The following is a 26,105-nucleotide window of genomic DNA, read 5'->3' as shown; positions in this document are numbered from 1 at the left end:
TTGCCTGATAAGGGTGTTAAAAGCCGTAGGACCAGCGCGCAAAGAGCGACCACTGATCCAGTTCGCCTGAATGTAGGGCGATTTTATCTTCTGCTATTTGCCCGGCTATCCGAACGGTGCCATAGGGTGTACCAAACTCCCAAAAGCCGGTGTAGAGCATGATGGATTGATCCCGAGCCGGCACAAAATAGGTTACGGCTGGGTTAGGCGTGGTTACCCGGGATTCCGGATTACCGGTGAAATCTACCCAGCTGACAGATGCGCCAACGCTGTTGCCGCCACCCAGGAAGTCAAAATACCCTAGCGTGACTATTTGGCTGTCGGAATCTATTGTAGCGGCCATATTCCGGCCTTTGTAGCGGTAACCGGTTCTGTAAACCCTGTGCTCGTATGAAATATCGGGCATGGGCGAGCCGAACAGGTTGTCTGCAAGGGTGTCTGTGCCCTCTAGAAACCAGCGTTGCTCTCTTCCCCACAGGCTTGTTGTGGCGTCCAACCCAAATAACCAGGATTTGCGCGCTGGGAAGCCCCCTGCCTCATCCTCGCCCATCATTTGGCCGTATAGGGCAAGGGTTTGCTCGCCGATCTCAAAACCGTAACGCACATCGACGGCGCCCAGCTGATTACTGGGGTCTTCAGAGCTGTCTCTGGGATTATCATTGCCAATAAAGGCATCCCAAAAAGTTGAAAGTGAGGATGACCTACCATCGCCACCAAAAATAAAGGTTCGTGCAAGCCCGATATCCAGCCCATCTATTGGCCTGAAGGTTCCCCGAAAGCCTACCAGTAAGGGGTCTGCTACTGCTCGATCACTCTCAAGCTGGCTTACCATAGCTGTTAGTTGCCATGGGCCAAGCCATGAAAGCAGAGGCGTCTCAAAGGGTTGCGCCTCGTTTCGGTTCAACCAGAGGCCTGGCGCAGGCCTGGCGTTATTGGAAAGAATCAGGCTGTTTTGCCAGCCTGGGCCCCACCAGCGGTCGATGGCTCCAGCACCCAACACCCAATTGCCAGCGAACACAGTGAGGTAGCTTTGATCCAACCGAAAGGCATCATCGTCGCCAGGGGAAGCAACCACTGCCGGGCTCATGCCAGCAGCCCACCAACCGCCATCGTACTCTGCGGTCAATCTTACTTGCCCTTCCTCTGACGAGTTGTCGCTGTAACTGTTAATAAACCAATTTTCTGTGCTGCCGGATACGGACAACCTATATTTTGGGCCAGCTTGTCTTGAAACGCCCACCGAATCCTTCATCACGGGCCAGGTGGTTACAGTGCGGTTTAATTGGCCGGAGTCTGCTCGCTTCTGAAGCTTGTGACGTGCTGCTGCATCGCCCGCAGAAACCCAGGGTGCGGCGCTCACAAAACCGGCTGCCAGGCACGCTACCGCCCCACCGACCAGGGCCCAGTGTTTTAAGGTCATAGATATAAATTGCCAGCAATGACAGAGAGAGAACCAAGAGGGGAAGATACGCTCCCAACTGCATCCCTGTCAGTGTGTGAATGTTCCATGTCTGAAGCGCGGCGATTTTACGCCTTCGAGTGAGACAAGCAAGTGTCAAAAGGTCTTGTATCTTTTAAATCAGCGAGTTACAGCTGTTAAGAATTGTTAAAGTACTCAACTGTTAAGGCTTGAGCGCAGAAACCCGCACTCTCACCCGCTGCTGCTTCTGCATAAAGTTGATCAGCACAATAGCCCGTTCTTCCCCATCATACGCCTGAAAAACCGCTTTAATACCCTCAAACGGCCCCTCGCTCAACTGAACCACCTCTCCACACTTTAGCCCACCCTGCTGAACAACGGAGCCCAGGCTGTCTTTGATGTGCTGTATCACGCCGTCCGCGATAGCGGCAGGTTTGTTGGCAAAGCTCACAACGCGCAGCACGCCACGGGTAGAGCGCAGCTTCGCCCATGCAGGATCTGCCTGTTCCAGATTAATGAACAGGTATCCGGGAAACAAAGGCTCCAGTTTTTGGGTGCGCTTTCCGGCCCTGATCTTTTCTACCGGCACTTTCGGGTAGAAGCAGGCGATATCCTGATTCTGCAGGTGCGCCAAAGCGCGATCGCCCTGGGCGGGCTTGTGTTGAAGTGCGTACCAAGTCATGGGCGGGGAATGTACCAGTTTCCCGCCGCAATGAAATAAGGGTTAAGCACATCCTCCTTGCCATAGCGCAACGCTGTGCCATCCAGTGCGTTCACACTACCCCCTGCCGCAAGCAACACAGCATGAGCCGCGGCCGTATCCCACTCGCTGGTAGGCCCCATGCGCGGGTAGAGGTCTGCATGGCCTTCGGCGATTCTGCAGAATTTGAGGGAGCTGCCTGCCTGAAGTGTTTTGTGGGGCCCAAGCGCCCTAATGAAGTCGCGAGTCTCATCATTCATGTGGTTCTTGCTGGCGACGACACGAATGGTGTCGGGCAACTCTGCCACTCTGATGCGATGCTCCCGCCCCGTTCGGTCACGCTTATGGGCGCCCTCGCCCTTTATTCCCCAAAACGCTTCTTTTAATGCCGGAGCAGTGACCACGCCCAATACCGGCTCACCATCTTCAATCAGCGCAATGTTCACCGTAAACTCACCGGTACGCTGAGTGAACTCTTTGGTGCCATCTATTGGGTCAACCAACCAGAACCGACGCCAGCGCTGTCGCTCCTCCCATGGCGCCTGGGCACCCTCTTCCGAGAGAATGGGAATGTTCTGACTGATATTGCGCAGGCCTTTTACGATGACTTCATGGCTCGCAATATCCGCTGCGGTGATGGGCGACTCGTCTTCCTTGTAGCTCACCTTAAAATCTGACTGATAGATGTGGAGCACTCTGGTGCTGGCCTCATCCGCCACTTTGATCACTTCCGGGAGTATTGAGCTGTATTGCATTGCCGGCATCCTGCGTCACTGATAGTCATGCGGTGTAAGTGAATAGTAGCAAATATTGGCGGTCGGCCGTATCCGGGCTTTTCTGGCGTTGCACTTTCAGGCAATCTGAAAGGGAAATCTTCAGGCGCATTTCTCATCCTGACCAACCATAAGGCCTTCTGTTATGAAACTTCGCTTCCTCGGCGGCACCGGTACGGTAACGGGTTCGCGCTATCTGTTATCCGACGATAAACACCGGGTCTTGGTTGACTGCGGCATGTATCAGGGCGTTAAAACCCTACGCAGGAGAAACTGGGCCAAGTTTCCCGTGGATCCCAGCACAATCGATGCGGTGGTCCTCACCCATGCTCACATCGACCACTCAGGCTACCTGCCTGCCCTGGTGAAACATGGTTTCAAAGGCAAGGTTTACTGCACTCAGGGCACGCACGATTTATGCAAAGTGTTACTTCCGGATGCGGGTTACCTGCAGGAGGAAGATGCCAAATACGCCTTCCGCAAAAAATTTTCTCGGCATGAAAATCCCGAACCGCTTTTTACCGTGAAGGACGCCTGGGAAGCCTTGAAACACTTTGAGCCTTTTCATTACCACGAGACGTTTGAACCGGTGAAGGGTTTTGAGGTGACTTTTACCCCTGCCGGGCACATTTTGGGATCGGCTTGCGCACATGTTCATCACAAGGCTCACGGCCGCTCAGTGGTATTCAGTGGGGACGTGGGTCGACAGAACGACCCGATCATGAGACCCCCAGAGCCCATAAAGAAAGCCGACGTGCTTGTGTGCGAATCCACCTACGGCGACAGGTTGCACGAGGAAACCGACCCGGAAACCGAATTGGCAGAGATCATCACTCGCACCGTTAGCCGCGGCGGGATTGTACTGATTCCATCATTTGCGGTAGGGCGGGCGCAACTGCTGCTTTACCTCATTCACAAGATCATGAGAGAGGGGCGCATTCCCAAGCTGCCGGTATTTCTCAACAGCCCCATGGCCATCAAAGCCACGGAGATTTTTTCCAAGCACCACAAGGAACATAAGCTGAGCGCCAGTCAGTGCGAGGTGATCGACAGCCATACCGAGTTCGTTCGCACCGTTGATGAATCCATCAAGCTGGATTCCGTGCGCTATCCCTGCATTATCGTGTCTGCCAGCGGCATGGCCAGCGGTGGCCGGGTGCTCCACCATCTTAAAACTCTGCTGCCAAATTACAGGAATAGTGTGGTATTTGCCGGCTTCCAGGCACCTGGAACCCGTGGTGACAGGCTGGTCGCCGGCGTGGAATCGGTAAAGATTCACGGCGAATACTGGCCAGTAAAGGCCGAGATCCACAATATGGGCTCGCTCTCAGCGCACGGCGACTACAATGAACTCTTGCAATGGCTTGAGCAGGGCGCACTTGAACCCGAGAAAGTGTATGTTACCCATGGCGAAATGTTAGCCAGCGACATTATGCGCAAGCGCATCAGTGAAAAATTCGGATGGGACACCGAGGTACCCGATTTGTTTGAAGAGGTAGAGATTTGAGGTTAACCGCGCTCTTTTTTGGCTTTATCTTGCTGTTTTCTGCTGTGGGCGCGGCCCAGGCGCAACCCTTCACGCTCCCCGGCATTCCCGGGTTCTCGACACAACAGGCTGAGGAAGAAGCCTCACCCGAAGAGCTTGAAGCATCATTAGAGGTAGCCATTCAGGCACTGCAAGACGACGAAAGCCGTGAGGCGCTGGTACAACAGCTCAAATCCATTCAACAGGGATTGCACGCAGAATCTTTGCAAACAGGCAAAAGCACTTCCGGTGGTGAGGGCTTATTGGGTGCCCTTGCTGTGTTTTTTGATGAAGCCACCAACGGTGACAGCACAGCAGAAACCCCTCTCTCCATCTGGAAAACACATTTTCGCAATGCCTACAGTGCGGCAAAAAAGTTACTGACCGGTGCGTCCTACCGCGTTCTGGTAGAGATCACCGCTGGGCTGATTGCATGGATAGCCGCACTGTGGGGCTTGTCACGCCTGGTTCGCATGTTTTTCTCATGGCGCGGATGGCCACTGCAAATGCCAAGGCACCCTCGCCCCTGGATGCTCATCGCCCATTTTGTAAGGCGGATTTTACCCTGGCTGCTCACTTTCACCGCGCTGCTGGCCGGGTTACCCACATTCGGCATGTCGGATGATGCTCAAACAACGATTCTTATTTTGGCTTACGCAGGCTTGAGTGCCCGGGCGCTGACCTCGCTTTTCGATGTAATGATTTCCATTTTCTCCAACGGCCATCGCCTCACGGCCGTTATGATTCTGCGCCGGCGAATGCTCTTGCCACTTTTTATAATCGGTGTGCTGTTTGCCTTAGAGGATGCCCTGAGTACAACCGAGCTTACCGATCAACTCGGAGCAGAGTTAGCCAGTGCACTTGCGCTGGTATTCAGCGTTATTGCCGCTCTGCTTAGCTTTTACCTGATAGTGAGGAACCGGCGCCCAGTTACCCACCTGATTCGAAATCGCCCCTACAAGCAGCGCAAAGACCAAGGCGTAGGGCGTGAAGTCACTGCCCTGCTGGCCAGGCTTTGGCACATCCCCATGCTCGTGGCCATCAGCGCCTCGGTGGTCGCGGTTTTTGTTAACGGGGGGGAAGCTGATGCAGCCTTAGGCAAAGCCATGATCTGCGCCTTGCTGCTTGCGCTGACGCTTGCCTTGCAAGGGCTCATTGGCATTCAAGAAAACCGCCCCAAGCACCAGGCCCTGAGCATTTTCAGCCGCAGGCTGGTGCGGTTCGGTTACAACTTGATTCAGGCCTCCGCATGGCTGTTATTTTTCGAATTAATCCTGCAAATATGGGGACTGTCTTTGTTCGGTGTAGGCGGAAAACCATCAGTGAGCAAGGGCATAGCGGGAAGCCTGCTTGGCGTGACCTTTATTTTGCTCGTAGCAAAGCTCACCTGGATATTTGTAGACGAACTGCTCGAAAGAGCCATGCGCGGGGGCGATCGTAACAAACGCATCAACCCGGCCAGAGCCCAGACGATCCTCCCGATTGCCCGAAACACCCTGCTGATCACAATACTGATCATCACTGCCTTAGTGAGCCTTTCCACCCTGGGTGTTGATGTAACCCCCTTGCTCGCAGGTGCCGGCATCATCGGCCTTGCCGTAGGCTTTGGTGCGCAAACACTGGTACAGGATTTGATCACCGGCCTGTTTATTGTGGTTGAGGATTCCATGTCGGTTGGAGATTTTGTGGAGATCAACGGCTTCATGGGCACCGTAGAAGGCTTCAACCTGCGCACCGTGCGCTTGCGAGATCTTGAAGGAGTGGTGCATCACATCACCTTTAGTAAGATCAGCTCTATTCACAACATGTCGCGGCAGTTTGGTATCGCTCTGATTAAAATTCGCATACCCCGGGAGCTACCGATTGATGATGCGATTCTGTTGATGACAGAAACCGCTGAGGAATTGCGCACACTGCCGGATATGCGCTGGCTGATTTGGTCGCCTCTGGAAATGCAGGGGATACATGCGTTTGAGGAAGGCTGCCCGGTGCTAAGGATGCGGATGCGGACTAAGCCGGAGTATCAGTGGGATGTTTCCAGGGCGTTTAATTTGCTGCTAAAGCGGAAAATGGAAGAGCGGTATATTGACCTAGCTGCACCGCGGATCAGTGTGCAGATGGAGGGGGAAGGTGGGAGTAGGTCGCCTTATGTGGACAGGCAGGCGCCGGGTGAAGCTTGAGTTAGACCCAAGCCTGGAACCCCGACAACCTGCCCACAGCCAGAGCGACTTACCTGGCCGCTGAAAGCGCCTGAAGCCCAGCGTGATACGCCTGCAGTGAGTCGTTCACAACCTCCTTGGAGAAGCCCATCTGCGCTTCTATCTGGACTCTGCCATCGGGCGTTTGTGTGACATCGTGAGAAGCAATGCCAAGCGTTCTCTCAAGTACCGTTACGCGCATGCCATCCTCCAGGTTCACAACATTGATCTTGCGGGTACCTGCTTCCTGAACAACGGCATAAGGCCCCTCTGGCGTTTGCATCCAGTCGATACGCCAGAAGTAATGGCCGCGATTGCGGGACCCATCCAGGCGATAGAGGCTTTCATAAGAATCAAACGAACTGCACTTATTCACAAAGTCATTCTGCCGCTTACAACCCCGACCAACCGATACATCTTTATCGTCGGTACTGATATCCAGTTTAACCAACTGCCCGGTTTCCGCATTCAGCAGCATATACCCATCCGCTTCAGATAAACCCACGGTTTCGCCGATAGAACCAACAATACTGGTCAGGCCTGCTAAGCCTTGTTTGTCTTCCTCATTCTTTTCGATGAGCAAGTAACCCGTAGAACCAAAGTCGCCTTTCTGCAATGCCGCCACATGATAATTCTCTGGCACCATCAGCGTGCTTACACGTTGCCCGGGCGTATAGTGAAAAACCGATGCATCGCGGGTAACAAGCACGCCAGTTGATGAGGCAAGCACATTTTGCCCGGCAAGCTTTTTGCCCGTTACAGAGGTAAACGCAACGCCCGTAGAATCACGGGTAGCAGTGCCCAGAGTTACAGGCTCGGCACTCCCTGTGCTGGAGAGGTACTTGAATATAAGCTCATCACGTCCACTTTTGAGCGCGTAAACAATGTCGCCAGCCAAGGCATTCGCAGAAAAACCGGTGATCTCACCTTCGGGATCGAGATAAGGTGAACCACCAATCATCAAACCATCCCGCATACGAACAATCTCAACCGGGCCGCCCTCACCCTTTACAGCCGCAACCTGTTCTGCAAGCTCCTGCTCACTGACTAAGCTGACCGGCTCAGGCGCTGATGCCTGTTGTGCCATCTGCTGCTGTGTACCAGCCTTCATGCGAGCTATAAATGCTTGCTGCATTTCTAATGCCATTGCTTGCTGTTCTGGCGTCATGGGCGGCTGCGAACTCGCACATCCCCCTAACAACCCCAAAGATACCGCAACCACCAACCCCCTGACCTTGCCCATACTTACTCCCTAAATATCGGCTTTTAATTAGCCTAATTATCATCAACGTAAATAAAACCGGGAGGATTATATACGAGCGCCAAAAATATGACTTTTAAATGATGTGAAATGTGATCTGATGCCAAAGAGCGATTGAATTGGGGTACCTCACGGGCCATCAAACTTCATCTGGACGAAACGATGGAAAAAGCCAAAGCTATGACGTACCTGCCAGCAAGTTAAGCTGTGCCAGTCCCTGAGGACTTATATGTATATGCCAATTTGGCACCTACTGTTGATTCGGGTTTTCATGTGTGCCATTATGGCACCATGAAATAGGTTAAGCAGCAGCTATAGTTTGAATACAGAAACGTAACCCTAAAAATAGGGCAATGCGGATCGATACAGTAAATCAAAAAAAAAGGGGGGGGGGTGATGCAGTGGGGACCTATTCAGTCCAGCTCCACACATCGATAAAAAATATGATGAATATGCAAAACAAGGACACACGCCTAGTGGCGCGTGTCGACGAAGAAACCCAACAACTCATTGCGCATGCAGCGGAGTTAACGGGGCGCAGCATTAGTCAGTTCCTGATTTATGCAGCCAAGAAAGAAGCGATGGAAGCCGAGCGCCAGGCTGTTCAAATTCGAGTCTCCCGAAAAAGCGCGGATAAAATGCTGGAACTTCTGGACAATCCAGAGCCAATTAACCCGGAACTCCGTGCTGCTGCGCTTAAACACAGGAAGTTAGCGCGTGACTTTAAAAACAGAAGAAATTAATAAGAAACACAACCGCCGGAAGTTTGATTGCGGCAAAGAGGCATTAAACGAGTTTCTGAAGAAAATTGCTCGGCAGAGCAATGAAAAAATGGCAACTCGCACCTATGTCCTCATTGAGGATGAGGGTGACCCAACAGAAATACTCGGGTATTACACCCTTCTCCCCAGCTCGGTGGCCTTTCCTGAAGGGCACACTCTTCAGAAAAGGTATCCGACAGATCCTCCTGTTTATCGTCTAGCTCGCCTGGCCATTGATAATTCCGCAAAAGGATATGGCTTGGGTGCATATCTTCTAATTGAGTCTTTAAAGCGAATTGTTGACGCCTCCCTATCAGTTGGCGGAATCGGCTGTGCGGTGGATGCCAAGGACGATGATTCAAAACGATTCTATGAAAAATATGGTTTCATCACCATTGATAATGTTGACGGCGATCCATTAGCACTTTGGCTCCCAATCGATCAGTGCATTGAGGCTGTAGACCTTGCCTATTCGGAAACATGAATGCGGGGACCAGGCTATTGTTACGAACACCGACGAGGCTGGATTGAAGAACGAATCCGGCTGCTGGCATCTGTGTTTACCGTGTACGTGGCAGCTTACGCGGTGATGCCGAACCACTACCACCTAGTTGTAAAATTCAGCCCGAATGAGGCGGAACCCTGGGCCTGGATGAGGTACTGGCGCGCTGGTGCAGCCTTTATAAAGGGCCATCACTGGTTCAGCGGTATCACCGCGATGATGAACTGTGCGCTGCAGAGCTTCGGCGAGTTGAGGAGTACGCGGAAACTTTCCGGCAACGGTTGGCAGATTTGAGCTGGTTTATAAAGTGCCTGAATGAGCCGATTGCCAGGCAGACCAATAAAGAAGATGAATGTACCGGCCACTTTTATGATGGCCGTCCATGGCCATCACCCCTGCGGGGCCAGCCTTCGGCTGTTCCAATTTGATCCCGTAAAATTGGTGGGAAAGCCGATTTAAGTCTCAAGCCCTAGCTACTGAAGAAGCCCTCCCCTCCTGCATGGCCTACGTCGACCTGAACCCCGTACGGGCTGCCATGGCCGAGACACCGGAGACCTCCGAGCACACCAGCATTAAAGAACGCATTCACCCCACCTTTTAATCTGGCAGAAGCGATTGCACGACAAACGGAACAGCAGGCATTGAATGATTTTTCAGTGCCGTTAAAACCGCTACTGGCTTTTGAGGGCGTGATTCGGAACGGCTTTCAGCGAGGCATTCTGTTCAGCCTTGAAGATTACCTGGAGCTGGTGGATTGCACTGGGCGAATTAGCCGAAACGATAAACGAGGGGCCATTAGCGAAAAAGCGCTGCCAATTCTGGAGCGGCTGAATCTGGACCCGGAGCGATAGTGCCATCGGGCAACCGCTTTTGAAGACAGCTATCAGGATTACAGAAACCCTGGACGGCGACGAGCAGCCTAGCTCCCGCTCCCCTTCCTTTGCTTATCAGCGGTCCTGCCGAGAACCTCACTCGTTTGAAATCCATCGATTGCCATAACTCGCGGTGGGTTGCCGGCGCAGTTTCGCCGTAACGCCGAATAGACGCATCAGAAACGACAAAGGCCCGAGGGTCAAAACGCCGGGCCTTTGGGAGTCAGGCTAGGCACTGGCGTGCCTGTCCATTGCTAAGTGTATGCTGTGCCTTGTCCACGCTTACTGCTGAAAGCGCTACAGCTACCATCTGAAATCACAACGAAAATGGATCTTCGTTTACAAATAAAGGCTTATTAACATCACCATTTGGATAAAATACGAGCCACGCACCGAACCGTGTAACAACAGGCAACCAAGTGAACTCTGGCCCTTCTAAAGACTCGGGAATAATCGAATTATCAACTGTCTCAATCGCGAAAAACTCTCCGCGCGTGTACGCATTCGATGCTATCTCTCCTTCACGACACTCTCGATAGAACTCAGGGATCAGCTGAATATCCATCCCACGCAATGCCGAAAAAAGCAACTCAGATTTTTTCTCGGGACTTTTTGGAAACTCGACACATATAGTGCTAGGTCCCAACTTCGGCAAACTGCGGAACTGAGAGCCAGCATGAGTAAAGTCAGCATTATTAAGCTCGACTGCCGCCACCACTTCAATTCGGTCTTTTACAAAAACCAAATAAACTGGCCTAGAAATATAAACTGAAAAAATCCCATAAAAAAATGCAGAGAATTGGATCATGCCGACAATAAAATAGTCACGAAGCATTTCCGATTTTTGCTTCCGAGTATTAAATATCACTAAAGAGATTGTCGGACCTAAAACTATTTCAACCAGCACAATTAATAGGAAAAGATCAGTTCCATGACTCATCTCGGCAAACGGCTTAGGGTACCAAAGCCCATAAATGACCAGAGCCGCTAACAGAGCCAGGATTACGGTAATAACTCCGTGAATTGCAGCTGCCTTTAACTTTGCTTTTACCACTCAGAGCTTCACCTATAAAATAGTTGAGACCTCGTTATGAGGCCTCAACTTTAACTCACAATTATTAAACAGCTCTGTTTACGAGCGACACTCAGCAGGCGCCAAATTGCCTGGCAGGGTTGCACTAGCAGGAGCTGAAGCTTTGCCTGCAGCATAGCAAGTCCAAACAATTGCCCCGGCAGGACGTGTACCTGCAGCCAAAGCAGCGCCAGTAGCAGTAGGGACCAAACTGAGAGTGCTTGTAGCAGCTGCTGATATACGGCTAGAGTATGCAATATCAATTTGACCTGTGGCCGTTGTCACAGTAATCGTCCGAACATTTTGTGACGTATTTGCAGTTGTACCATTGTCACCCACTGTTTGAACGCAAGTTCCGGCTGCGTTGCAAGGAGTAGTGGCTGCACCAGCTGTAGCGCTTGTCGGATAACCCGCAGCCAATCCACCGGTGGCATCCGGAGTAACGTTTGAAGCGTTATCTGCAACGGTCAGTTTAGCTTCTGACGCAAGATTTAATCCCTCCGAAACTCGAGCGCGAGCCGTGTAATCTTGATACGCTGGTATGGCTACGGCCGCCAAAATACCAATGATCGCCACAACGATCATCAGTTCGATCAGCGTAAAACCCTTCTGGGAATAATTCATTTGCATATTTTTCATAGTCGACCTCTATATATTGTCGTTTATTAACTCAAAATGGCCCGGGGCCGGTGGAGCTTAGCCCCGAAACCGGTTTTTGGTGAGCCTACCTAGATCTAAGCATGTTTCGTGCCAAAAACCTAAACGAAACATTAACCCAACCTTAATCAGCACCTTACAGCACTGTTATCTATTTACGCTACACAACCAAAAACAGCATCAACGCCGCGCACTGTCATTGAGTGACGAATTTTGTCACACACCACCGGCCTCTCTGGCAGAGTATATTGGAGGCGCCTTGTACACCCAATCTCCCACGCACCTTTCCAAACCCACACCAGCCATCTAAACTCTCTGCAATCGTGAAATATCTTTTCAACCACTTAGGCAGCACTCTTTACTCCGTTTATGGCTACTAACAAAAGCAACATCACCCTCACCGGTCTGGCCCGGCGTTTTGTGGAAGACGGTCTTCTTGATGAAGCAACCGCCAAGGATGCCTTTGTACAGGCTTCGCAAAACCGTATTCCATTAATAACCTACCTTACCCAGAACAAACTGGCCGATAGTGCCAAGCTCGCGTTCTCCGCGGCCATGGAGTTCGGCGTTTCGGTTCTGGACCTTTCATCCTTTCTCCCTGAAATGATGCCGGAAGGCGTGGTTGACGAGAAACTGATACGAAAGCACAACGCGCTTCCCCTTTATAAACGAGGCAACCGTCTCTTTATTGCAGTATCTGACCCCACCAACATCCAGGCGCTGGACGAAATAAAGTTCAACACGGGCCTGAGCACCGATGCAATCCTGGTGGACGACGCAAAGCTTCGAGAGGCGATAGATAAATATCTGGACTCCCAGGATACCTCTATGGGGGACCTGGACGACGCCGATCTTGAAGATGTGGAGACCGAAGGTGGTGAGCAGGACGATGACGGTGCTGTTTCCGCCACCGATGTCGATGACGCCCCTATAGTTAAGTATGTGAACAAGATGTTGCTGGACGCCATCCGTGGCGGCGCTTCGGACGTACACTTCGAGCCTTATGAAAAGACCTATCGGGTGCGTTACAGAACCGACGGCATATTGAAGGAAGTGTCCCGTCCGTCCATTAAGCTGGCCCCCAAGATTTCTGCTCGCATAAAGATCATGGCGCAGCTGGATATTTCTGAGCGTCGGGTACCTCAGGACGGTCGCATCAAGATGAAACTGTCCAAAACCAAAGCCATTGATTTCCGAGTAAACACTCTGCCTACATTGTGGGGGGAGAAGATCGTACTGCGTATTCTGGACCCCAGTCAGGCCAAGCTGGGCATTGATGTGCTGGGTTACGAGGAAGAGCAGAAAAAGCTTTACCTTGATGCGCTCAGCCAACCTCAAGGCATGATTCTGGTTACCGGCCCTACGGGTTCTGGAAAAACCGTCTCCCTGTATACTGGCCTGAATATTCTTAACACCGCAGATATCAACATATCCACCGCAGAAGATCCCGCCGAGATCAACCTGGAGGGCGTTAACCAGGTGAACGTAAACAACCGGGTTGGTTTGGGCTTTGCGGAGGCACTGCGAGCGTTCCTGCGCCAAGATCCGGATGTGATCATGGTGGGCGAGATCCGGGATCTTGAAACTGCCAACATTGCGATCAAAGCGGCCCAGACCGGGCACCTGGTTTTGTCTACCTTGCACACCAACAGTGCAGCAGAAACCCTAACCCGAATGATGAACATGGGCGTGCCGGCGTTTAACATTGCAACGTCTGTAAGCCTGATTATTGCCCAGCGCCTCGGTCGAAGACTTTGCAGCGCGTGCAAGCAACCCGGTGAAGTACCAAATAACGTGCTTTTGGCCGAAGGGTTCACACAGGAACAAATCGATACAGGCTTTACGTTGTACCACCCCAAGGGCTGTGATAAATGCACTAATGGATATAAAGGCCGCGTCGGTATTTACGAAGTGGTTAAGGTTACTGAGCAGCTGGCTAACATGATTATGGAAGAAGCCAGCTCCATTAAAATTGCAAAGCAGGCTGAGGCCGAGGGCTTCCGAAACTTACGCCAATCCGCACTTCGTAAAGTGATTGAAGGCGTAACGAGTCTTGAGGAAGCTAACCGCGTGACGAAGGATTAAGCATGGCAGAGAAATCGCAAAAACTGGAATCGTACGTTTGGGAAGGCAAAGACCGAAAGGGTAACAAGTCGAAGGGTGAACTTACTGGTTCCAGCTTGGCATTGGCTAAAGCCCAACTGCGGAAGCAGGGCATTATTCCGGATAAGATAAAGAAAAAGCCGAAGCCTTTGTTTGGTGGTAGCAAAAAGATCACTCCCTTTGATATTGCCATGCTTACCCGACAGCTGGCAACCATGATGAAGGCGGGCGTGCCTCTGGTTCAGAGTTTCGACATAGTTGCCGATGGCCTGGAGAACAAGGGACTGCAGGAACTAGTGATGTCTATTCGGAATGATATTTCTTCCGGTACCAGTTTTGCCGGGTCTTTGAGGAAGCATCCCAGACACTTCGATAACTTGTACTGCAATCTTGTGGATTCCGGTGAGAAGGCTGGTGCGCTGGAACAGATGCTGGATCGCATCGCTCTTTATCTTGAGAAAACAGAGCTACTCAAGAAGAAAGTTAAAAAGGCAATGACTTACCCTATTTCAGTTATAGTCGTTGCAATCGTTGTTACTGCAATTCTTCTTGTCAAGGTTGTCCCCCAGTTCGAGAGCATGTTCTCAGGGTTTGGAGCAGAACTCCCGGTGTTTACTCAAATGGTTGTAGGGCTCTCTGAGTGGATGCAAACATGGTGGTTTATTGTACTACTAGGAATTATCGGCTCGATCTTTCTATTCAAGGAAGCCAAACGTAGATCGCTGAAATTCTCGGATATTGTGGATAAGTACGTTCTAAAGCTGCCGATTGTTGGCGAGATTCTTGATAAATCCGCTGTGGCCAAATTTGGCCGGGTGTTGTCGACCACTTTTGCTGCGGGCGTTCCGCTTGTAGACGCGCTGGATTCCGTAGCAGGCGCTACTGGCAACGCCGTTTACCGTGATGCAATCGACCGGATAAAGAACGACGTATCCAGCGGTACTCAGTTGCAGGCTTCCATGCGGCAGCAGGATGTTTTCCCGGTGATGGCTGTGCAGTTGACAGCGATTGGTGAGGAGTCCGGTAATCTGGATGAGATGCTCGAAAAGGTGGCCGTGCACTACGAAGCCGTAGTTGATGACATGGTGGACAACCTGACTGCACTGATGGAGCCGATGATTATGGCTGTGCTGGGTGTGCTGGTGGGTGGTTTGATTATTGCCATGTACCTGCCGATATTTCAGATGGGGCAGGTTGTTGGGTAGGGATTTTCTCTTCCCCCTCTCCCCCGGCCCCTCTCCCGCGAGGGGAGAGGGGAGTAAGACAGTCCTCTCCCGCAAGGGGAGAGGGGAGTTAAAACTACAGCAGTTGAGTTTTGAATGGCTACCTTAGATATCTTTCTCTCAACCCCCTGGCTCCTTTACCTAACCGTTACACTCGTCTCCCTCTGCATCGGCAGCTTCCTGAACGTGGTCATCCTCCGTCTACCAAAAATGATGCACCAGGAATGGCGCTGTCAGTGCGAGACCTTTCTTGAGGTTCCAGAAGCAGAGCGCAAGCAGGAAGAGCCTGTAACACTCTCCCGCCCTGCCTCTACCTGCCCTACCTGCGGGCATAAAATTCGCGCTTGGGAGAACATCCCCGTTATCAGTTACCTGCTCCTTCGCGGCAAGTGCAGTGGGTGTAAAACCCACATTTCAGCCCGTTACCCGATCATAGAAGCGGTTACGGCGTTGTTTTCGGTGATCACGGTAGTGATCGGCGGCCCTTCGGAATCAACCTTGTTGGCGCTCCTGCTGGTTTGGGCGCTGATTGCTCTTACCGTGATCGATTTCGACACCCAGCTATTACCAGACAGCATTACCCTGCCCTTGATGTGGCTCGGGCTGATGTTGAGTTATTTCGGGTATCTGGGCGATTTTAACAGCGCGTTTCTTGGGGCGGTTGTTGGTTATCTTTCGTTGTGGTCTGTGTATTGGTTGTTCAAGTTGGCAACCGGCAAGGAAGGCATGGGCCACGGGGATTTCAAGCTGCTAGCAGCTCTGGGTGCTTGGCTGGGGTGGGAGCTGCTACCGGCAGTCATTCTGCTGTCGTCAGCTGTTGGTGCTGTAGTAGGCATCAGTTTGATGGTCTTTAAAAAACACGGGCGCGAAGTACCGATTCCGTTTGGCCCATACCTTGCCGCGGCAGGCCTGTTGTGTTTGTGGTTTGGCACTGAGATTCAGCAATTCTGGTATCAATTGCTGGGGGTTTAACGAGCTTGACTGATCGCATGGTTATTTTAGGGTTAACAGGTGGTATTGGCTCCGGCAAATCCACAGTTGCGCGGCAGTTTGGAAACCTGGGCGTACACTGGGTGGATGCAGATGATGTGGCACGGGAAGTGGTTGAACCGGGAACCCCCGCGCTGGCTGCAATCGCCGATCACTTCGGGGAAGATATTCTCACCGATGATGGGGCTTTGGACCGGGCACGCCTTCGGCACATTGTGTTCGAGCAGCCCGAGCAGCGCATCTGGCTGGAGAACCTGCTACACCCGATTATTCGTGAAGAGCTGATTCACCAACTCAACAACCCGCAGAACTACAGTCTGCCCTATGTTCTGCTGGTGTCGCCCTTACTGCTGGAAACCGACCAACATCAACTGGTGGAGCAGGTACTGGTAGTGGATGTACCGGTAGAGGTTCAGATAGAGCGCACCATGGGGCGGGACACCAATTCCCGACAGCAGGTGGAGCGCATTATTGCCGCTCAGATGCCACGTGAGCAGCGGCTTGCCCGCGCAGATGCAGTCATTGATAATAACCAGCCTTTAAACAGTATTGCAGCCGAGGTTCGGGCATTACATGAGTCGTTCATGGTGGACTTTGGTTGAATGCCGCGGCTTGGTATTTACTTGGTTATTCGCCACGCATACCTTCCTGTACAGCACAAACGCGAGTGGTATCGAAGATACGCTTGAAGCGCACGAGCACGCCATTACAGATATCCTGTCGTCGGAAAAGCTACCTCTGTCTTTTTACACATTTAACTCGGATGAGCGTTGGGCTGAACCGCTGGATTCCTACTGGCTGGATTTCAGCAACTTTATTTTACGCCAGGAACGCCTTCAGAGCCCCAAAGTTCAGGCTTTTGGGCAGTGGGCAGACCGAACCCTTTCCGGTGAACCCAGCAGGTTGCCTTTAAACGACAGCTACTTGCGCATTGGTATTGCCACCGAATCTGAATATGGCAATGTGTTTCAGTTTGAGCCAGAAGTTCGGTTCCGGTTGGATGTTCCGACCACCAAGCGCAAACTGCGCCTTGTCATCGAAAGCGAAAGCGATGAACTTATTCCACTCGAAGAGCGCCAGCGCGACCGCCAGCTCACAGCAACAGAACGCACCTCAGGCACCAGCACAGGGGCCCTTCGGTATTTGTCCCAGATTGGGGAATCCATCAACCTGTCAAACGATGTGGGTGTGCGGCTACGCTTCCCGCCTGATGCATTCTGGCGAGCAACGGCAGAGAAATATTGGCAGGCGGGTGACGATTGGGGGCTAAGGGCCCAGCAGCGGTTTTACTATTACCACCAGGATGGCTGGGGCGCTCGCTCCTGGCTTGGTGCAAGTCGGAATTTAGGTATGGGGTGGCGGTTCTGGTCATCCTCTGAGCTGGAGTGGGTTCACAGCGACCGTAAATTTGTAGCCGGCCAAACATTCAGTACCAGCAAACGGATCAACAGCCGCTCAATACTGACTCCGCGGGTAGGCGTACTTGGCGAGAGCCAGCCAAACTGGCGCACGACCTCCGCCTTTGCCGATCTCACCTGGCGCTACAGACTCCACAGCGACTGGCTGTTTGCAGATCTCATCCCCGCGCTAACCTTTCCGCGGGAGAAGAACTTTAAAGATCAAGGCTCCATTCTTTTCCGGGTGGAAATGTACTTTACCGGCAGCATCAATCCAGACTTCATGAACTAGGCCCTATGCCCAGACACCACGCCATACCCGCCCAAGATGCACTGGCACTCACCCCTGTTGCCATCACTCGCTCCTGCTTCAAAGACAAATTCGGTGTCCCCCGTCAGCCGGGGCTGACGCGATACGCCAGAGCTGACCTGATTATACAGGCGCCCTATGACCGAGAAGATGCCTTCCGGGGCCTGGAGACCGCCAGCCATCTTTGGCTTATCTTTCAGTTTCACGAAGCCGTGCGTGCAGAGTGGCGACCCGTAGTTCGACCCCCTCGCCTGGGTGGTAACCGAAAGGTGGGGGTATTTGCCAGTCGCTCGCCTTTCCGGCCAAACAGTCTGGGGCTCTCGGTAGTGCGTAACGAGGGGTTAGTGCACAAGGATGGCCGATTGGCGCTGCAGATAAGTGACCACGACCTGATTGAAGGCACCCCAATTCTGGATATAAAGCCATACCTGCCCTTTGCTGACTCGGTTCCGGAAGCCGGCCTCGGCTGGGCTGAAACAGCACCCACTGAGCAACTGGACGTTATATTCCTGCCAGAAGCGGAAAAACAGTTGGCGAACCTGTCGGCAGAGCAGTATCCGGATCTGAAACTGCTGATTAACGATGTGGTTAGCTACGACCCTCGCCCCTCTTTTCGCCGAGGCCGCGATGAGGAGCGTATTTACGGTGCGCACCTCTATGATCTGAACGTTCGATTCCGGTTTGTGAATGCCAATTCATGGAAGCGTGTCGAAGTGCTGACTGTCTGTTAAACTTCTGCACATAATTTTGTAGTCGACACAGGGAATTTGTGCCTTGCCTTCAAAACGGTTTTTCACGCGCATGGGTATTCGGCCGCTCGCAATGCGGCTGCTCGTGTATGTGTTGCTGTTCAGCTTTGTTATTTCTCTGGTTGCTACCGGCGCACAAATGATTGGTGAGTTTGAGCGTCGAAAATCAGACCTGCAAGAAACGCAAAAGCGGGCCGCCGGTCTGGTCTCCGGGGGCATGAGCAACAATATCTGGCTGATGAACTTCAGCGAGGTTGCCAACAGCCTGGACGATATGCGGGCGGTGGAAGCAATTCACTACGCCAGGGTTGTGACCTCTACCGGAGAGCAGTTCACCACCGGCAGCTACCCTGAGGGCCGGGTAATTTCACAAACTTTCCCTCTGGTCTTTAACCGCTCTACCTACCGGGGTTCGGAAGACATGGGCACCCTGACCATCACTTCGTCCGTCGAACAGGTCTATTCAGAGCTTCGAAACAGCGCCCTGATAAATCTGCTGTTTCAATCGATCGTGGTGATGCTGGGCACCCTTGGACTGATGGTGATCGTTCGTCTTACGCTTTCCCGCCATTTGGAAACCATGGCGGACTACGCAGCGCGGCTTAATCTGGATGCATTAGTAGACCCCCTGCACCTCAAACGCAAAGGACGCAGGAACCCGGATGAACTGTCGGAGCTCGAATTCGCATTGAACAAGATGCGTCTGCAAATTCTGGAAGATACCCGCTCACTCCGGCAATCCACCATCCAGTCTCAGAGTGAGCGAGATGAAGCAATTCGGGCCAACCGGGCAAAAAACCAGTTTCTGGCCAATGTAAGCCATGAACTGCGAACGCCTCTGCAATCGGTTCTTGGCTACGCCAACCTGCTTACCGATACACCGCTCGATCCGGATCAACGAGAATACGTCCAAACCCTGCTCAGTGCCTCAGAAGGCCTCTCATCCATCATCAATGACCTTCTGGATATCTCCAGCATGGAGGCTCAGAAGCTGGAGCTTGAAGACATTCCCTTTGATCTGCGGGAAACTCTGAACGACCTGGTGCACATGCTTGGCGAACGCGCCCGGGAGAAAGGGCTGGCCCTGGAATTGCGCATTGATGAAGAGCTGCCCTGGGCTCTGCGCGGCGACCCGGCGCGCATTCGGCAAGTGCTGTTAAATCTGGTATCCAACGCCATCAAGTTTACAGATTCAGGCCATGTGCTGATCAGCATTGAGGTTCTTGGTCGTCGAGAAGACAAGGTTCGCTTGCGTCTGGCAGTGGAAGATACCGGCATTGGCATCAACCCGGAAGATCTTCCACTGGTCTACGAACCCTATGTTCAGCTTGGCCAGCGATTCCAGCGCCAACTGCCAGGTGCCGGGTTGGGACTGACAATTTGCCGCCAACTTGTCACTTTAATGGAAGGCTCTCTGGATGTGGAAAGCCGGCCTGGTGAAGGCTCTACTTTCTGGGTTGAACTGTCCCTTCCTACCGCTCCCGAAAGCACGTCCAGGGTGCGCCCGGATGCACGCATGGTTAAGGGAAAGCGGGTGCTGGTGGCGGACTCCTATGAGCTGTCCCGCAAGATCACGCTTGAGATGCTATCGCGCCACGAGGTCCACATCGAGGCTGTAAAATCTGCTGGGGAAGCCCTGACTTCATTGCGTTTGGCATTCGATAGCCAGGAGCCTTTTGATGCCATTATTCTGGATGGCTTTTTGCCAGACATGGACAGCGATTTGTTATGCCGGCAAATTCGAGGCAATGCGCTCTGGTCTGACATGCGTCTTGTCATTCTGTCCTCAAACCCTCAACGGGGCGATGCCGAACACTTCCGGCAGGCCGGGGCAGATGCTTTTCTCAGTAAATCCTTAAGAGAGTCCTGCCTCACACCAATTCTTAACCAGATTTTTGAGGATTCTGCCAAGGATGAGCGGCCCTTCCTCACCCGTTTTTCCCTGCAGGCTAACGGCGACACTGAAAAACGCCGTGAGCTTTGGTCCCGCAGGATGAAGGTTCTGCTCGTAGAGGATAACCCGGTCAACCGCACGCTGACCCGCAGGCTTCTGGAGAAATTAGGCTGCGATGTAATGACAGCCAACGACGGCGAAGCAGCATCCAGCCTTTGGCAGTGGCATCCATTCGATCTCATTTTCATGGATTGCATAATGCCTAATGTCGACGGTTTTGAAGCCACCCGGCGCCTGCGAGTATGGGAGACGACCCACAAACGTAGTCGGGTGCCAGTAGTGGCACTCACTGCCAGCGCAATGGAAGAAGATGAGGAGCGTTGCCGCCGTGCAGGCATGGATTCTTTTGTTGCAAAGCCTGTCAACATTGAAATGTTGCGGGCAGTACTGGAACAATATGCCCATGGAGGTCCAAAAACATGAACGTAAACTGCCCCACCTGTAAAAAATCCGTTGAATGGACAGAAGCCAGCCCCTGGCGCCCATTCTGCTCAGAGCGCTGCAAGTTGATCGATTTTGGTGCTTGGGCCAATGAGGAATACCGGGTACCGGCAGAAACGGCGTCACCCGACGATCTTGACCAGGGCGGCGAAACAACACGCCACTGATTCGCTCAGATAAGCTATCGCGTTTCTTTCTACCCTCTTACATGCTTGTAAGTTGTGGTACGGCAGGTAGCCCGTTACCATTCGCACCTATTACTCGCACCGCAATCCAGAAGGTAAAAGAATGAAAGTATCCCGTATTTCCATGTTGGCTCTGTCTCTGTTCGCTGCTCCAGTGCTGGCAGCCGATATGGATCTGAGCCTGACTAACGATTCCGTGAAAGGGCAGGTTAACTTTTTCGGAAATAATAACGATATTCAGCTGGGTGCCGGTTATACCTACCACGAAGGCAGCCGCCATATTGGCAACGTGGATTTTCACGCCCAGGGCCGCACTGCACTGGGTAACCTGCCTACAACCGCGGGTATCGGATTACGCGCAATCGGCTGGGATGACGACCGCCTTGATGGTGGCGCAGTAGGCCTGGGTGGTTTTGCCACCGTGAACATTCCTGATGCTCCTGGCCTGTCGTTCACCGGTGGTTTGCACTACGCACCGCGAATTCTTTCATTTGGTGACTCGGAAGAGATGACCAGCCTGGAGCTGCGTGCCAACTATCGTGTTATCCGCAACGCGGAGCTGTTTGCCGGTTACCGGTACCTTAATACCGAGCTGGACGCGCCATACCGAGGCGACATCAACCTGGACGAAGGCGTTCTGGTTGGCATGAAGATCTTCTTCTAAAACTATCCCGCTATCTGCAACAGGCGCCTGTCTCCGGGCGCCTGTTTCGTGCCCCCCCTCACGCTTTCCCTTCCACTGCACTGCTACACTGATTATCGGCGTTTTCGATGTCACAGATATCGCCAACAACTCCAATACAGCTATAGCATGGGCAGCCAGATATGCGACTGACACTGGGAATTCTTCTTGTTTCTGCGGTGACGCTAATAGCCGCCTGCGGCGGTGAGTCTGCAATAGATGGAGCCCGGAACAAGCCCAATTCCTTTGCTGCTGTGAAAAACCCGGCAAATGATTTCAGCCCGGGCAGTACCGGTGATTCAAACAACAACAGCGGGCTCAACTATGGTGAAGTCCGCATCACTATGGAGCTTCCCGGTAACCTCGCGCCAGATGGCGAGCCAACGCGGCGCAATCTGCGTATTGTTCAGCCGGATAGTGTTCGCGCGTACCAAATAGACAGAAACCTCAAGTATATTGGCTCCACGGCATATAGCACTCGCAAAGATGATGAAGGCTACACGATTATCAAGTTCGAGAACGGGCAACCCTTGTCACCAGACGTTGTCATCGAAGCCCGGTATGGCGACACCACTCTGCGATCCCTGGCAGCCGATGACGATCGTGATATCAAGGTTAATCCTTTCTCGGAGTACCTACTTCTCAACACGCTTCCAAACTACTCCCCCGGGGAATTCCAGCGCCTCCTGGACTGTGCGGATGATGCCAGCGACACTTTGTGTCTGAATAAACTTGTATGGCCGGCTCTGGCAGACCAGGTGCACGATTTTGAAATTGATATTCCAACCGGTGCCAGCATCGCAGGCGCACTGAACCTGCTATCCCAACGAGCAGACTTTGTCAGTTACATAAACTCAGCGGCGAACTATCCGCTTCTGGATGATCAATCTGTAAGTGAGATTTCAGCAAGCTCAGCAGACTACAACTCGGTCTTCTTGGGTATGGAGTTGGGGCAAACATTTCTGGAAAGCAGCCTGGCAGGATCTGGCCAGTGGGGCATTCGCATGGGACGGGAAGAACCTACCAGCTCCCAAACCTATAGTTACCCGGGATCAACACTGGCAAGCCTCGATTTTATTGGTATCAAAGTCACTTCTCTTGCCGCGCAAATTCCGTATGACAGAAAGACACTGGTCCATCAGAAAGGCAATGCGTTCTTTGAGCGCGGGCCCGAGACTTGGGACCTGAACACTCATTCGGCCTCCCCCGGCGGAGCCACATTGGACAGCGATACTCGATTGCTGGCCATTCGCGCGCTTTATCAAAGCATCACCGGCCGCGACAGTTCCAGGGTCATTGGCTGGACTCGTAACCCCTACTATATGAACGCGTATATCGGCGCAGCCAACGGCACCAACACCGGCCCTGATCGCGCGTTAGCTGGCTATTTCAGCGCTGGCAAAGCCATCAAACTCGAATCTGAACAAGGTAAGCTGGCGCGAAAGGATGAGCTGGAGGCCCACTATGTTTCAGCACTTGAACTGAACCTTCTGAGGAAAGAAGGTTTTGACGCAAGCATTCTGAACAATCGTGATTACAACATGCTCTACCTGGCGACCCGATTTTCAGCAGGCTCCGCGTCACCACTGCAGATTGAATCGGGAACTGGCTCTTGGCAGGTTACCGCAGGCTCAGATATCAGCACCATTGCTCAATTTCAGAGCTATACCACACTGAACCGTGACAGCTCCGGCGGGGTATCGGTAGGCAGTACAGGCAGCCGTGCTGACAACTGGACCCTCAGCTCCCGCACTGCTCGCCTAAGCACCGGAGACAAGAACATCGGCCGGCTTAATCTCGATGTTAACAATCCCGCGGGTGCCTTTGGCCAACCAGATCTGGGTGTGGGTGCCAGCGTGCCGGATGGCTCTTTACTGGCGTTTAACCTGGTTAACGCCGCTTCATCCGGGGGCGCTGTTATTGGCGACGGCCTGCTCATTGCGGCTGAGAAAACCCCTACCGCTGCCCCAACCTCAGGTCGTTACAGGGTTCAAGGTTTTATCATGGGCATGGAGGATGGCTTCAACAGACTGATTCATCTGGATAATGGCACCCTGGAGCTTTCTGGCAGCACTGCAAGCCTTAGCAGCAATACCTTTGAAGTACTGCACTCCGTGGACAGCGAAACTATCTCAACGCCGGCAGCTGTCCAACTGACTACGCCCCTGCTGACCTATGCCGACGGTGGTAACGGGCAAGTGAGTTTCAGCGCAGGAGGCCTGTCTCTCAAAGGCTTTGTAACGGCCGATCAGAACCAGTTTTTCTTGCTGTATCAAAGCAATCTCAACGGAGAAGAGCGTCGCGGCCTCCTGCTCGCAACCAAGCTGCCATGAACCGACGGATAACCCTGCTCGTACAACCTGTTATAATTGTGCACACATAGCTCGATGCGTATACGCTTAACGGGCATAAAAACAGATTGTGACGAGAGGTTTTATGTTTCCCGCAATGCGCTCTCTAATGCTGGCTATTCCCATGGTGGCTTTTGCCATCGCGGGAGGTATGCACTCCCCCCCGGACACTTCAGTCAGTAGTAACAATTCTGGCTCCGAACCTGCACTCAGTTCGCTCCCCCCCCTGCCTGAGTGGGCACGCGCAGATCTACCGGACTTTTCCGGCTATAGTGATACCACTGAAAAGAAAGTCGCTTTCTTTTCATTTCTCTATCCTCGTATAGTACTTGCCAATTCCCGCATCCTCATTGAACGGGATTATCTCGATAGCCTCTCCCAGAAGAATGTCTTGTCCAAAAAGGAACATGCCTGGCTCGCAGCCCAGGCTATGCGGTTACGCGTGGACGAAGAGCCCGGCAGCCCTGAGCAATTTGCCCTGCTCAGAAAGCGTCTGGATGTTATCCCGCCTTCCCTGATTCTCGCACAGGCTGCCAATGAATCCGCTTGGGGCACTTCACGCTTTGCTTTGCGCGGTAATAATCTGTTTGGCCAGTGGTGCTTTTCCAAAGGCTGCGGCCTTGTGCCACTGAGTCGCGCTGAGGGCGCCAACCATGAGGTGGCAACCTTCGCCTCGCCCTACCATTCGGTTCGGGCTTATATCCAGAACCTGAACCGACATGGGAGCTACAAAGGGCTTCGTGACACCCGCCTTGATGACCGGGAAGCGGGCGATCCTCTCTCAGGGCTTGCCCTTGCCCGAGGGCTAATCAGTTATTCCGAACGTGGCGAGGAATATGTTGATGAAATACGCTCGATGATCCGTTATAACAATCTAGAGTTTTACGATAGCGAATTCCGTAAAATTCTGAGCGACCGCAGCCCATCGCACCTGAAGGTTCTTGCCTCAGCAAGCACCGAGAAAGCATTACTGCCCGGCCAAGGCACTGGCTTGTCGGCCGAGGGCTAAACACCACGAACCTTCTGACAAACAGAGACGTTTCCGAATGTTTTATTTTCTACCTGCGCCGCTAAAGGGAACCTTGGCGGCTCTTCTTGTAGTGCTGAGCACTCTTATACTTTTCCCCTTCCTGATGCTGTTTGCACTACTGAAACTGGTGCTTCCCATAACCCCCATTCGTAAGGGCTGCACGGTCGTTCTCAACACCATTGCCCGGGTTTGGATTGGCTTCAACAATCTGGTGATGGATAGTCTGCACAGGATTGAGTGGGATATACGGGGCGCGCAGCATCTCAGCCAGAAACACTGGTACTTTGTTACCTGCAACCACCAGAGTTGGGCCGATATACCGGCCATTCAGTACGTGCTCAATAGCAGGATTCCACTTCTCAAGTTCTTTTTGAAAAAAGAGCTTATTTGGGTGCCGCTGCTGGGCATTGCCTGGTGGGCATTGGACTTCCCGTTCATGCACAGGCACACGAAAGAGCAAATTGCCAAGAATCCTGAACTGAAGGGGAAAGATATTGCGGCTACTGAGGCAGCGTGCGAGAAGTTCCGTTATACACCGGTAACCATTTTCAATTTTATGGAAGGCACCCGTTTTACGCCTGCCAAACATGAACGCCAGAATTCTCCCTACAAGCACCTTCTCAAACCCCGTGCTGGCGGCACAGCCTTTGTTCTGGGCGCCATGGGTGAAATGCTGCATACCATGCTGGATGTAACAATCGTGTACCCGGGCACCGGTGAGCAGCGCATCGGTATTTGGGATTACCTGTCCGGGCGCATCGAACGAATCATCATTGATATCAGGATTCGGGAGATTCCACCGAAGTTTCTCGGAATGGATTATGAGGGCAATCGCGAAACCCGGGTGGAGTTTCAGCGCTGGGTAAGTGAACTATGGGCCGAAAAAGATGCCCTTATCGAAACCCTGAAAAATGAAAAGCATAGCGGCATCTGAGCCGCTATGCAGCAA

23 protein-coding genes are annotated in these 26,105 nt (G+C 52.6%); 17 read left to right on the top strand and 6 right to left on the bottom strand.

The genetic code is table 11. The features are described 5' to 3' along the window. Positions 1 to 16: 16 nt before the first annotated feature. The 3 genes from RKA07_RS04880 to cysQ all read right to left on the bottom strand — a co-directional run bounded on the left by RKA07_RS04880 (position 17) and on the right by cysQ (position 2,875). Entirely contained in the window at positions 17 to 1,420 is a 1,404-nt protein-coding gene (locus RKA07_RS04880) for a capsule assembly Wzi family protein (RefSeq protein ID WP_310965721.1), read from the bottom strand. Between the two features lie 202 nt (positions 1,421 to 1,622). After that, positions 1,623 to 2,102, bottom strand: coding sequence for a transcription/translation regulatory transformer protein RfaH (gene rfaH, locus RKA07_RS04875; protein ID WP_310965720.1), 480 nt, complete (start codon positions 2,100 to 2,102; stop codon positions 1,623 to 1,625). Further along, positions 2,099 to 2,875, bottom strand: a complete 777-nt coding sequence (cysQ, locus tag RKA07_RS04870; RefSeq protein WP_310965719.1) for a 3'(2'),5'-bisphosphate nucleotidase CysQ — start codon at positions 2,873 to 2,875, stop codon at positions 2,099 to 2,101. Before cysQ ends, rfaH begins: the two co-directional genes overlap by 4 nt. 163 nt (positions 2,876 to 3,038) lie before the next feature. On the opposite strand from cysQ, the gene RKA07_RS04865 reads away from it, so the two are divergent. Together RKA07_RS04865 and RKA07_RS04860 are read left to right on the top strand one after the other, a co-directional pair. Beyond that, positions 3,039 to 4,400: an MBL fold metallo-hydrolase gene (locus tag RKA07_RS04865; RefSeq protein WP_310965718.1), complete on the top strand. Its 1,362-nt coding sequence runs from the start codon at positions 3,039 to 3,041 to the stop codon at positions 4,398 to 4,400. Then, positions 4,397 to 6,598: a mechanosensitive ion channel family protein gene (locus RKA07_RS04860; protein ID WP_310965717.1), complete on the top strand. Its 2,202-nt coding sequence runs from the start codon at positions 4,397 to 4,399 to the stop codon at positions 6,596 to 6,598. Before RKA07_RS04865 ends, RKA07_RS04860 begins: the two co-directional genes overlap by 4 nt. 49 nt (positions 6,599 to 6,647) lie before the next feature. Here the strand turns inward: RKA07_RS04860 and RKA07_RS04855 are convergent, their stop codons facing one another. After that, positions 6,648 to 7,859 (bottom strand): hypothetical protein, encoded by a 1,212-nt coding sequence (locus RKA07_RS04855; protein ID WP_310965716.1) that lies wholly within the window; start codon positions 7,857 to 7,859, stop codon positions 6,648 to 6,650. A 461-nt stretch (positions 7,860 to 8,320) separates the two neighbouring features. Here RKA07_RS04855 and RKA07_RS04850 point away from each other — a divergent pair, with 461 nt between their 5' ends. The 3 genes from RKA07_RS04850 to RKA07_RS04840 all read left to right on the top strand — a co-directional run bounded on the left by RKA07_RS04850 (position 8,321) and on the right by RKA07_RS04840 (position 9,991). Continuing rightward, positions 8,321 to 8,620 carry a type II toxin-antitoxin system TacA family antitoxin gene (locus RKA07_RS04850; RefSeq protein WP_310965715.1) on the top strand — a complete coding sequence of 100 codons (300 nt, stop codon included), beginning with the start codon at positions 8,321 to 8,323 and terminating at the stop codon, positions 8,618 to 8,620. Then, positions 8,595 to 9,122: a GNAT family N-acetyltransferase gene (locus RKA07_RS04845; RefSeq protein WP_310965714.1), complete on the top strand. Its 528-nt coding sequence runs from the start codon at positions 8,595 to 8,597 to the stop codon at positions 9,120 to 9,122. The genes RKA07_RS04850 and RKA07_RS04845 overlap by 26 nt, the downstream gene beginning before the upstream one ends. Positions 9,123 to 9,781: 659 nt before the next feature. Further along, entirely contained in the window at positions 9,782 to 9,991 is a 210-nt protein-coding gene (locus RKA07_RS04840) for a hypothetical protein (RefSeq protein WP_310965713.1), read from the top strand. A 337-nt stretch (positions 9,992 to 10,328) separates the two neighbouring features. Here the strand turns inward: RKA07_RS04840 and RKA07_RS04835 are convergent, their stop codons facing one another. Together RKA07_RS04835 and RKA07_RS04830 are read right to left on the bottom strand one after the other, a co-directional pair. Continuing rightward, positions 10,329 to 11,066: a hypothetical protein gene (locus RKA07_RS04835; RefSeq protein WP_310965712.1), complete on the bottom strand. Its 738-nt coding sequence runs from the start codon at positions 11,064 to 11,066 to the stop codon at positions 10,329 to 10,331. 78 nt (positions 11,067 to 11,144) lie between these two features. Then, on the bottom strand, positions 11,145 to 11,723 hold the full coding sequence (locus RKA07_RS04830; RefSeq protein WP_310965711.1) for a pilin: 579 nt from the start codon (positions 11,721 to 11,723) through the stop codon (positions 11,145 to 11,147). A gap of 387 nt (positions 11,724 to 12,110) precedes the next feature. Here RKA07_RS04830 and pilB point away from each other — a divergent pair, with 387 nt between their 5' ends. From pilB to yihG, 12 genes are all read left to right on the top strand, one after another. After that, the gene (pilB, locus tag RKA07_RS04825) at positions 12,111 to 13,826 is read left to right on the top strand and encodes a type IV-A pilus assembly ATPase PilB (protein WP_310965710.1); all 1,716 of its coding nucleotides are present in this window, start codon (positions 12,111 to 12,113) and stop codon (positions 13,824 to 13,826) included. Between the two features lie 2 nt (positions 13,827 to 13,828). Then, positions 13,829 to 15,049, top strand: coding sequence for a type II secretion system F family protein (locus RKA07_RS04820; protein WP_310965709.1), 1,221 nt, complete (start codon positions 13,829 to 13,831; stop codon positions 15,047 to 15,049). 114 nt (positions 15,050 to 15,163) lie between these two features. Next, on the top strand, positions 15,164 to 16,039 hold the full coding sequence (locus tag RKA07_RS04815; RefSeq protein ID WP_310965708.1) for a prepilin peptidase: 876 nt from the start codon (positions 15,164 to 15,166) through the stop codon (positions 16,037 to 16,039). Between the two features lie 17 nt (positions 16,040 to 16,056). Beyond that, positions 16,057 to 16,659 (top strand): dephospho-CoA kinase, encoded by a 603-nt coding sequence (gene coaE / locus RKA07_RS04810; protein WP_200202772.1) that lies wholly within the window; start codon positions 16,057 to 16,059, stop codon positions 16,657 to 16,659. Then, a complete protein-coding gene (locus tag RKA07_RS04805; RefSeq protein ID WP_310965707.1) occupies positions 16,631 to 17,746 on the top strand; it encodes a hypothetical protein in 1,116 nt (371 codons plus the stop codon). The genes coaE and RKA07_RS04805 overlap by 29 nt, the downstream gene beginning before the upstream one ends. Positions 17,747 to 17,751: 5 nt before the next feature. Continuing rightward, entirely contained in the window at positions 17,752 to 18,495 is a 744-nt protein-coding gene (tsaA, locus tag RKA07_RS04800; RefSeq protein WP_200202487.1) for a tRNA (N6-threonylcarbamoyladenosine(37)-N6)-methyltransferase TrmO, read from the top strand. Between the two features lie 70 nt (positions 18,496 to 18,565). Then, complete coding sequence (locus RKA07_RS04795) at positions 18,566 to 20,890, top strand: response regulator (protein ID WP_310965706.1); 2,325 nt, start codon at positions 18,566 to 18,568, stop codon at positions 20,888 to 20,890. Then, positions 20,887 to 21,075, top strand: a complete 189-nt coding sequence (gene yacG / locus RKA07_RS04790; protein WP_200202489.1) for a DNA gyrase inhibitor YacG — start codon at positions 20,887 to 20,889, stop codon at positions 21,073 to 21,075. The genes RKA07_RS04795 and yacG overlap by 4 nt, the downstream gene beginning before the upstream one ends. 121 nt (positions 21,076 to 21,196) lie before the next feature. Then, complete coding sequence (locus RKA07_RS04785) at positions 21,197 to 21,757, top strand: YfaZ family outer membrane protein (protein ID WP_200202490.1); 561 nt, start codon at positions 21,197 to 21,199, stop codon at positions 21,755 to 21,757. Between the two features lie 161 nt (positions 21,758 to 21,918). Further along, positions 21,919 to 24,108 (top strand): hypothetical protein, encoded by a 2,190-nt coding sequence (locus RKA07_RS04780; RefSeq protein WP_310965705.1) that lies wholly within the window; start codon positions 21,919 to 21,921, stop codon positions 24,106 to 24,108. Positions 24,109 to 24,211: 103 nt separating this feature from the next. Next, a complete protein-coding gene (locus RKA07_RS04775) occupies positions 24,212 to 25,135 on the top strand; it encodes a glucosaminidase domain-containing protein (RefSeq protein WP_310965704.1) in 924 nt (307 codons plus the stop codon). A gap of 37 nt (positions 25,136 to 25,172) precedes the next feature. Continuing rightward, a complete protein-coding gene (gene yihG / locus RKA07_RS04770; RefSeq protein WP_310965702.1) occupies positions 25,173 to 26,090 on the top strand; it encodes a 1-acylglycerol-3-phosphate O-acyltransferase, YihG family in 918 nt (305 codons plus the stop codon). Positions 26,091 to 26,105: the final 15 nt, after the last annotated feature.

The sequence above is a fragment of the Marinobacter xiaoshiensis genome, assembly GCF_031631795.1.
Lineage (GTDB): Bacteria > Pseudomonadota > Gammaproteobacteria > Pseudomonadales > Oleiphilaceae > Marinobacter > Marinobacter xiaoshiensis.
This window is presented reverse-complemented; position numbering and strand designations above follow the sequence as displayed.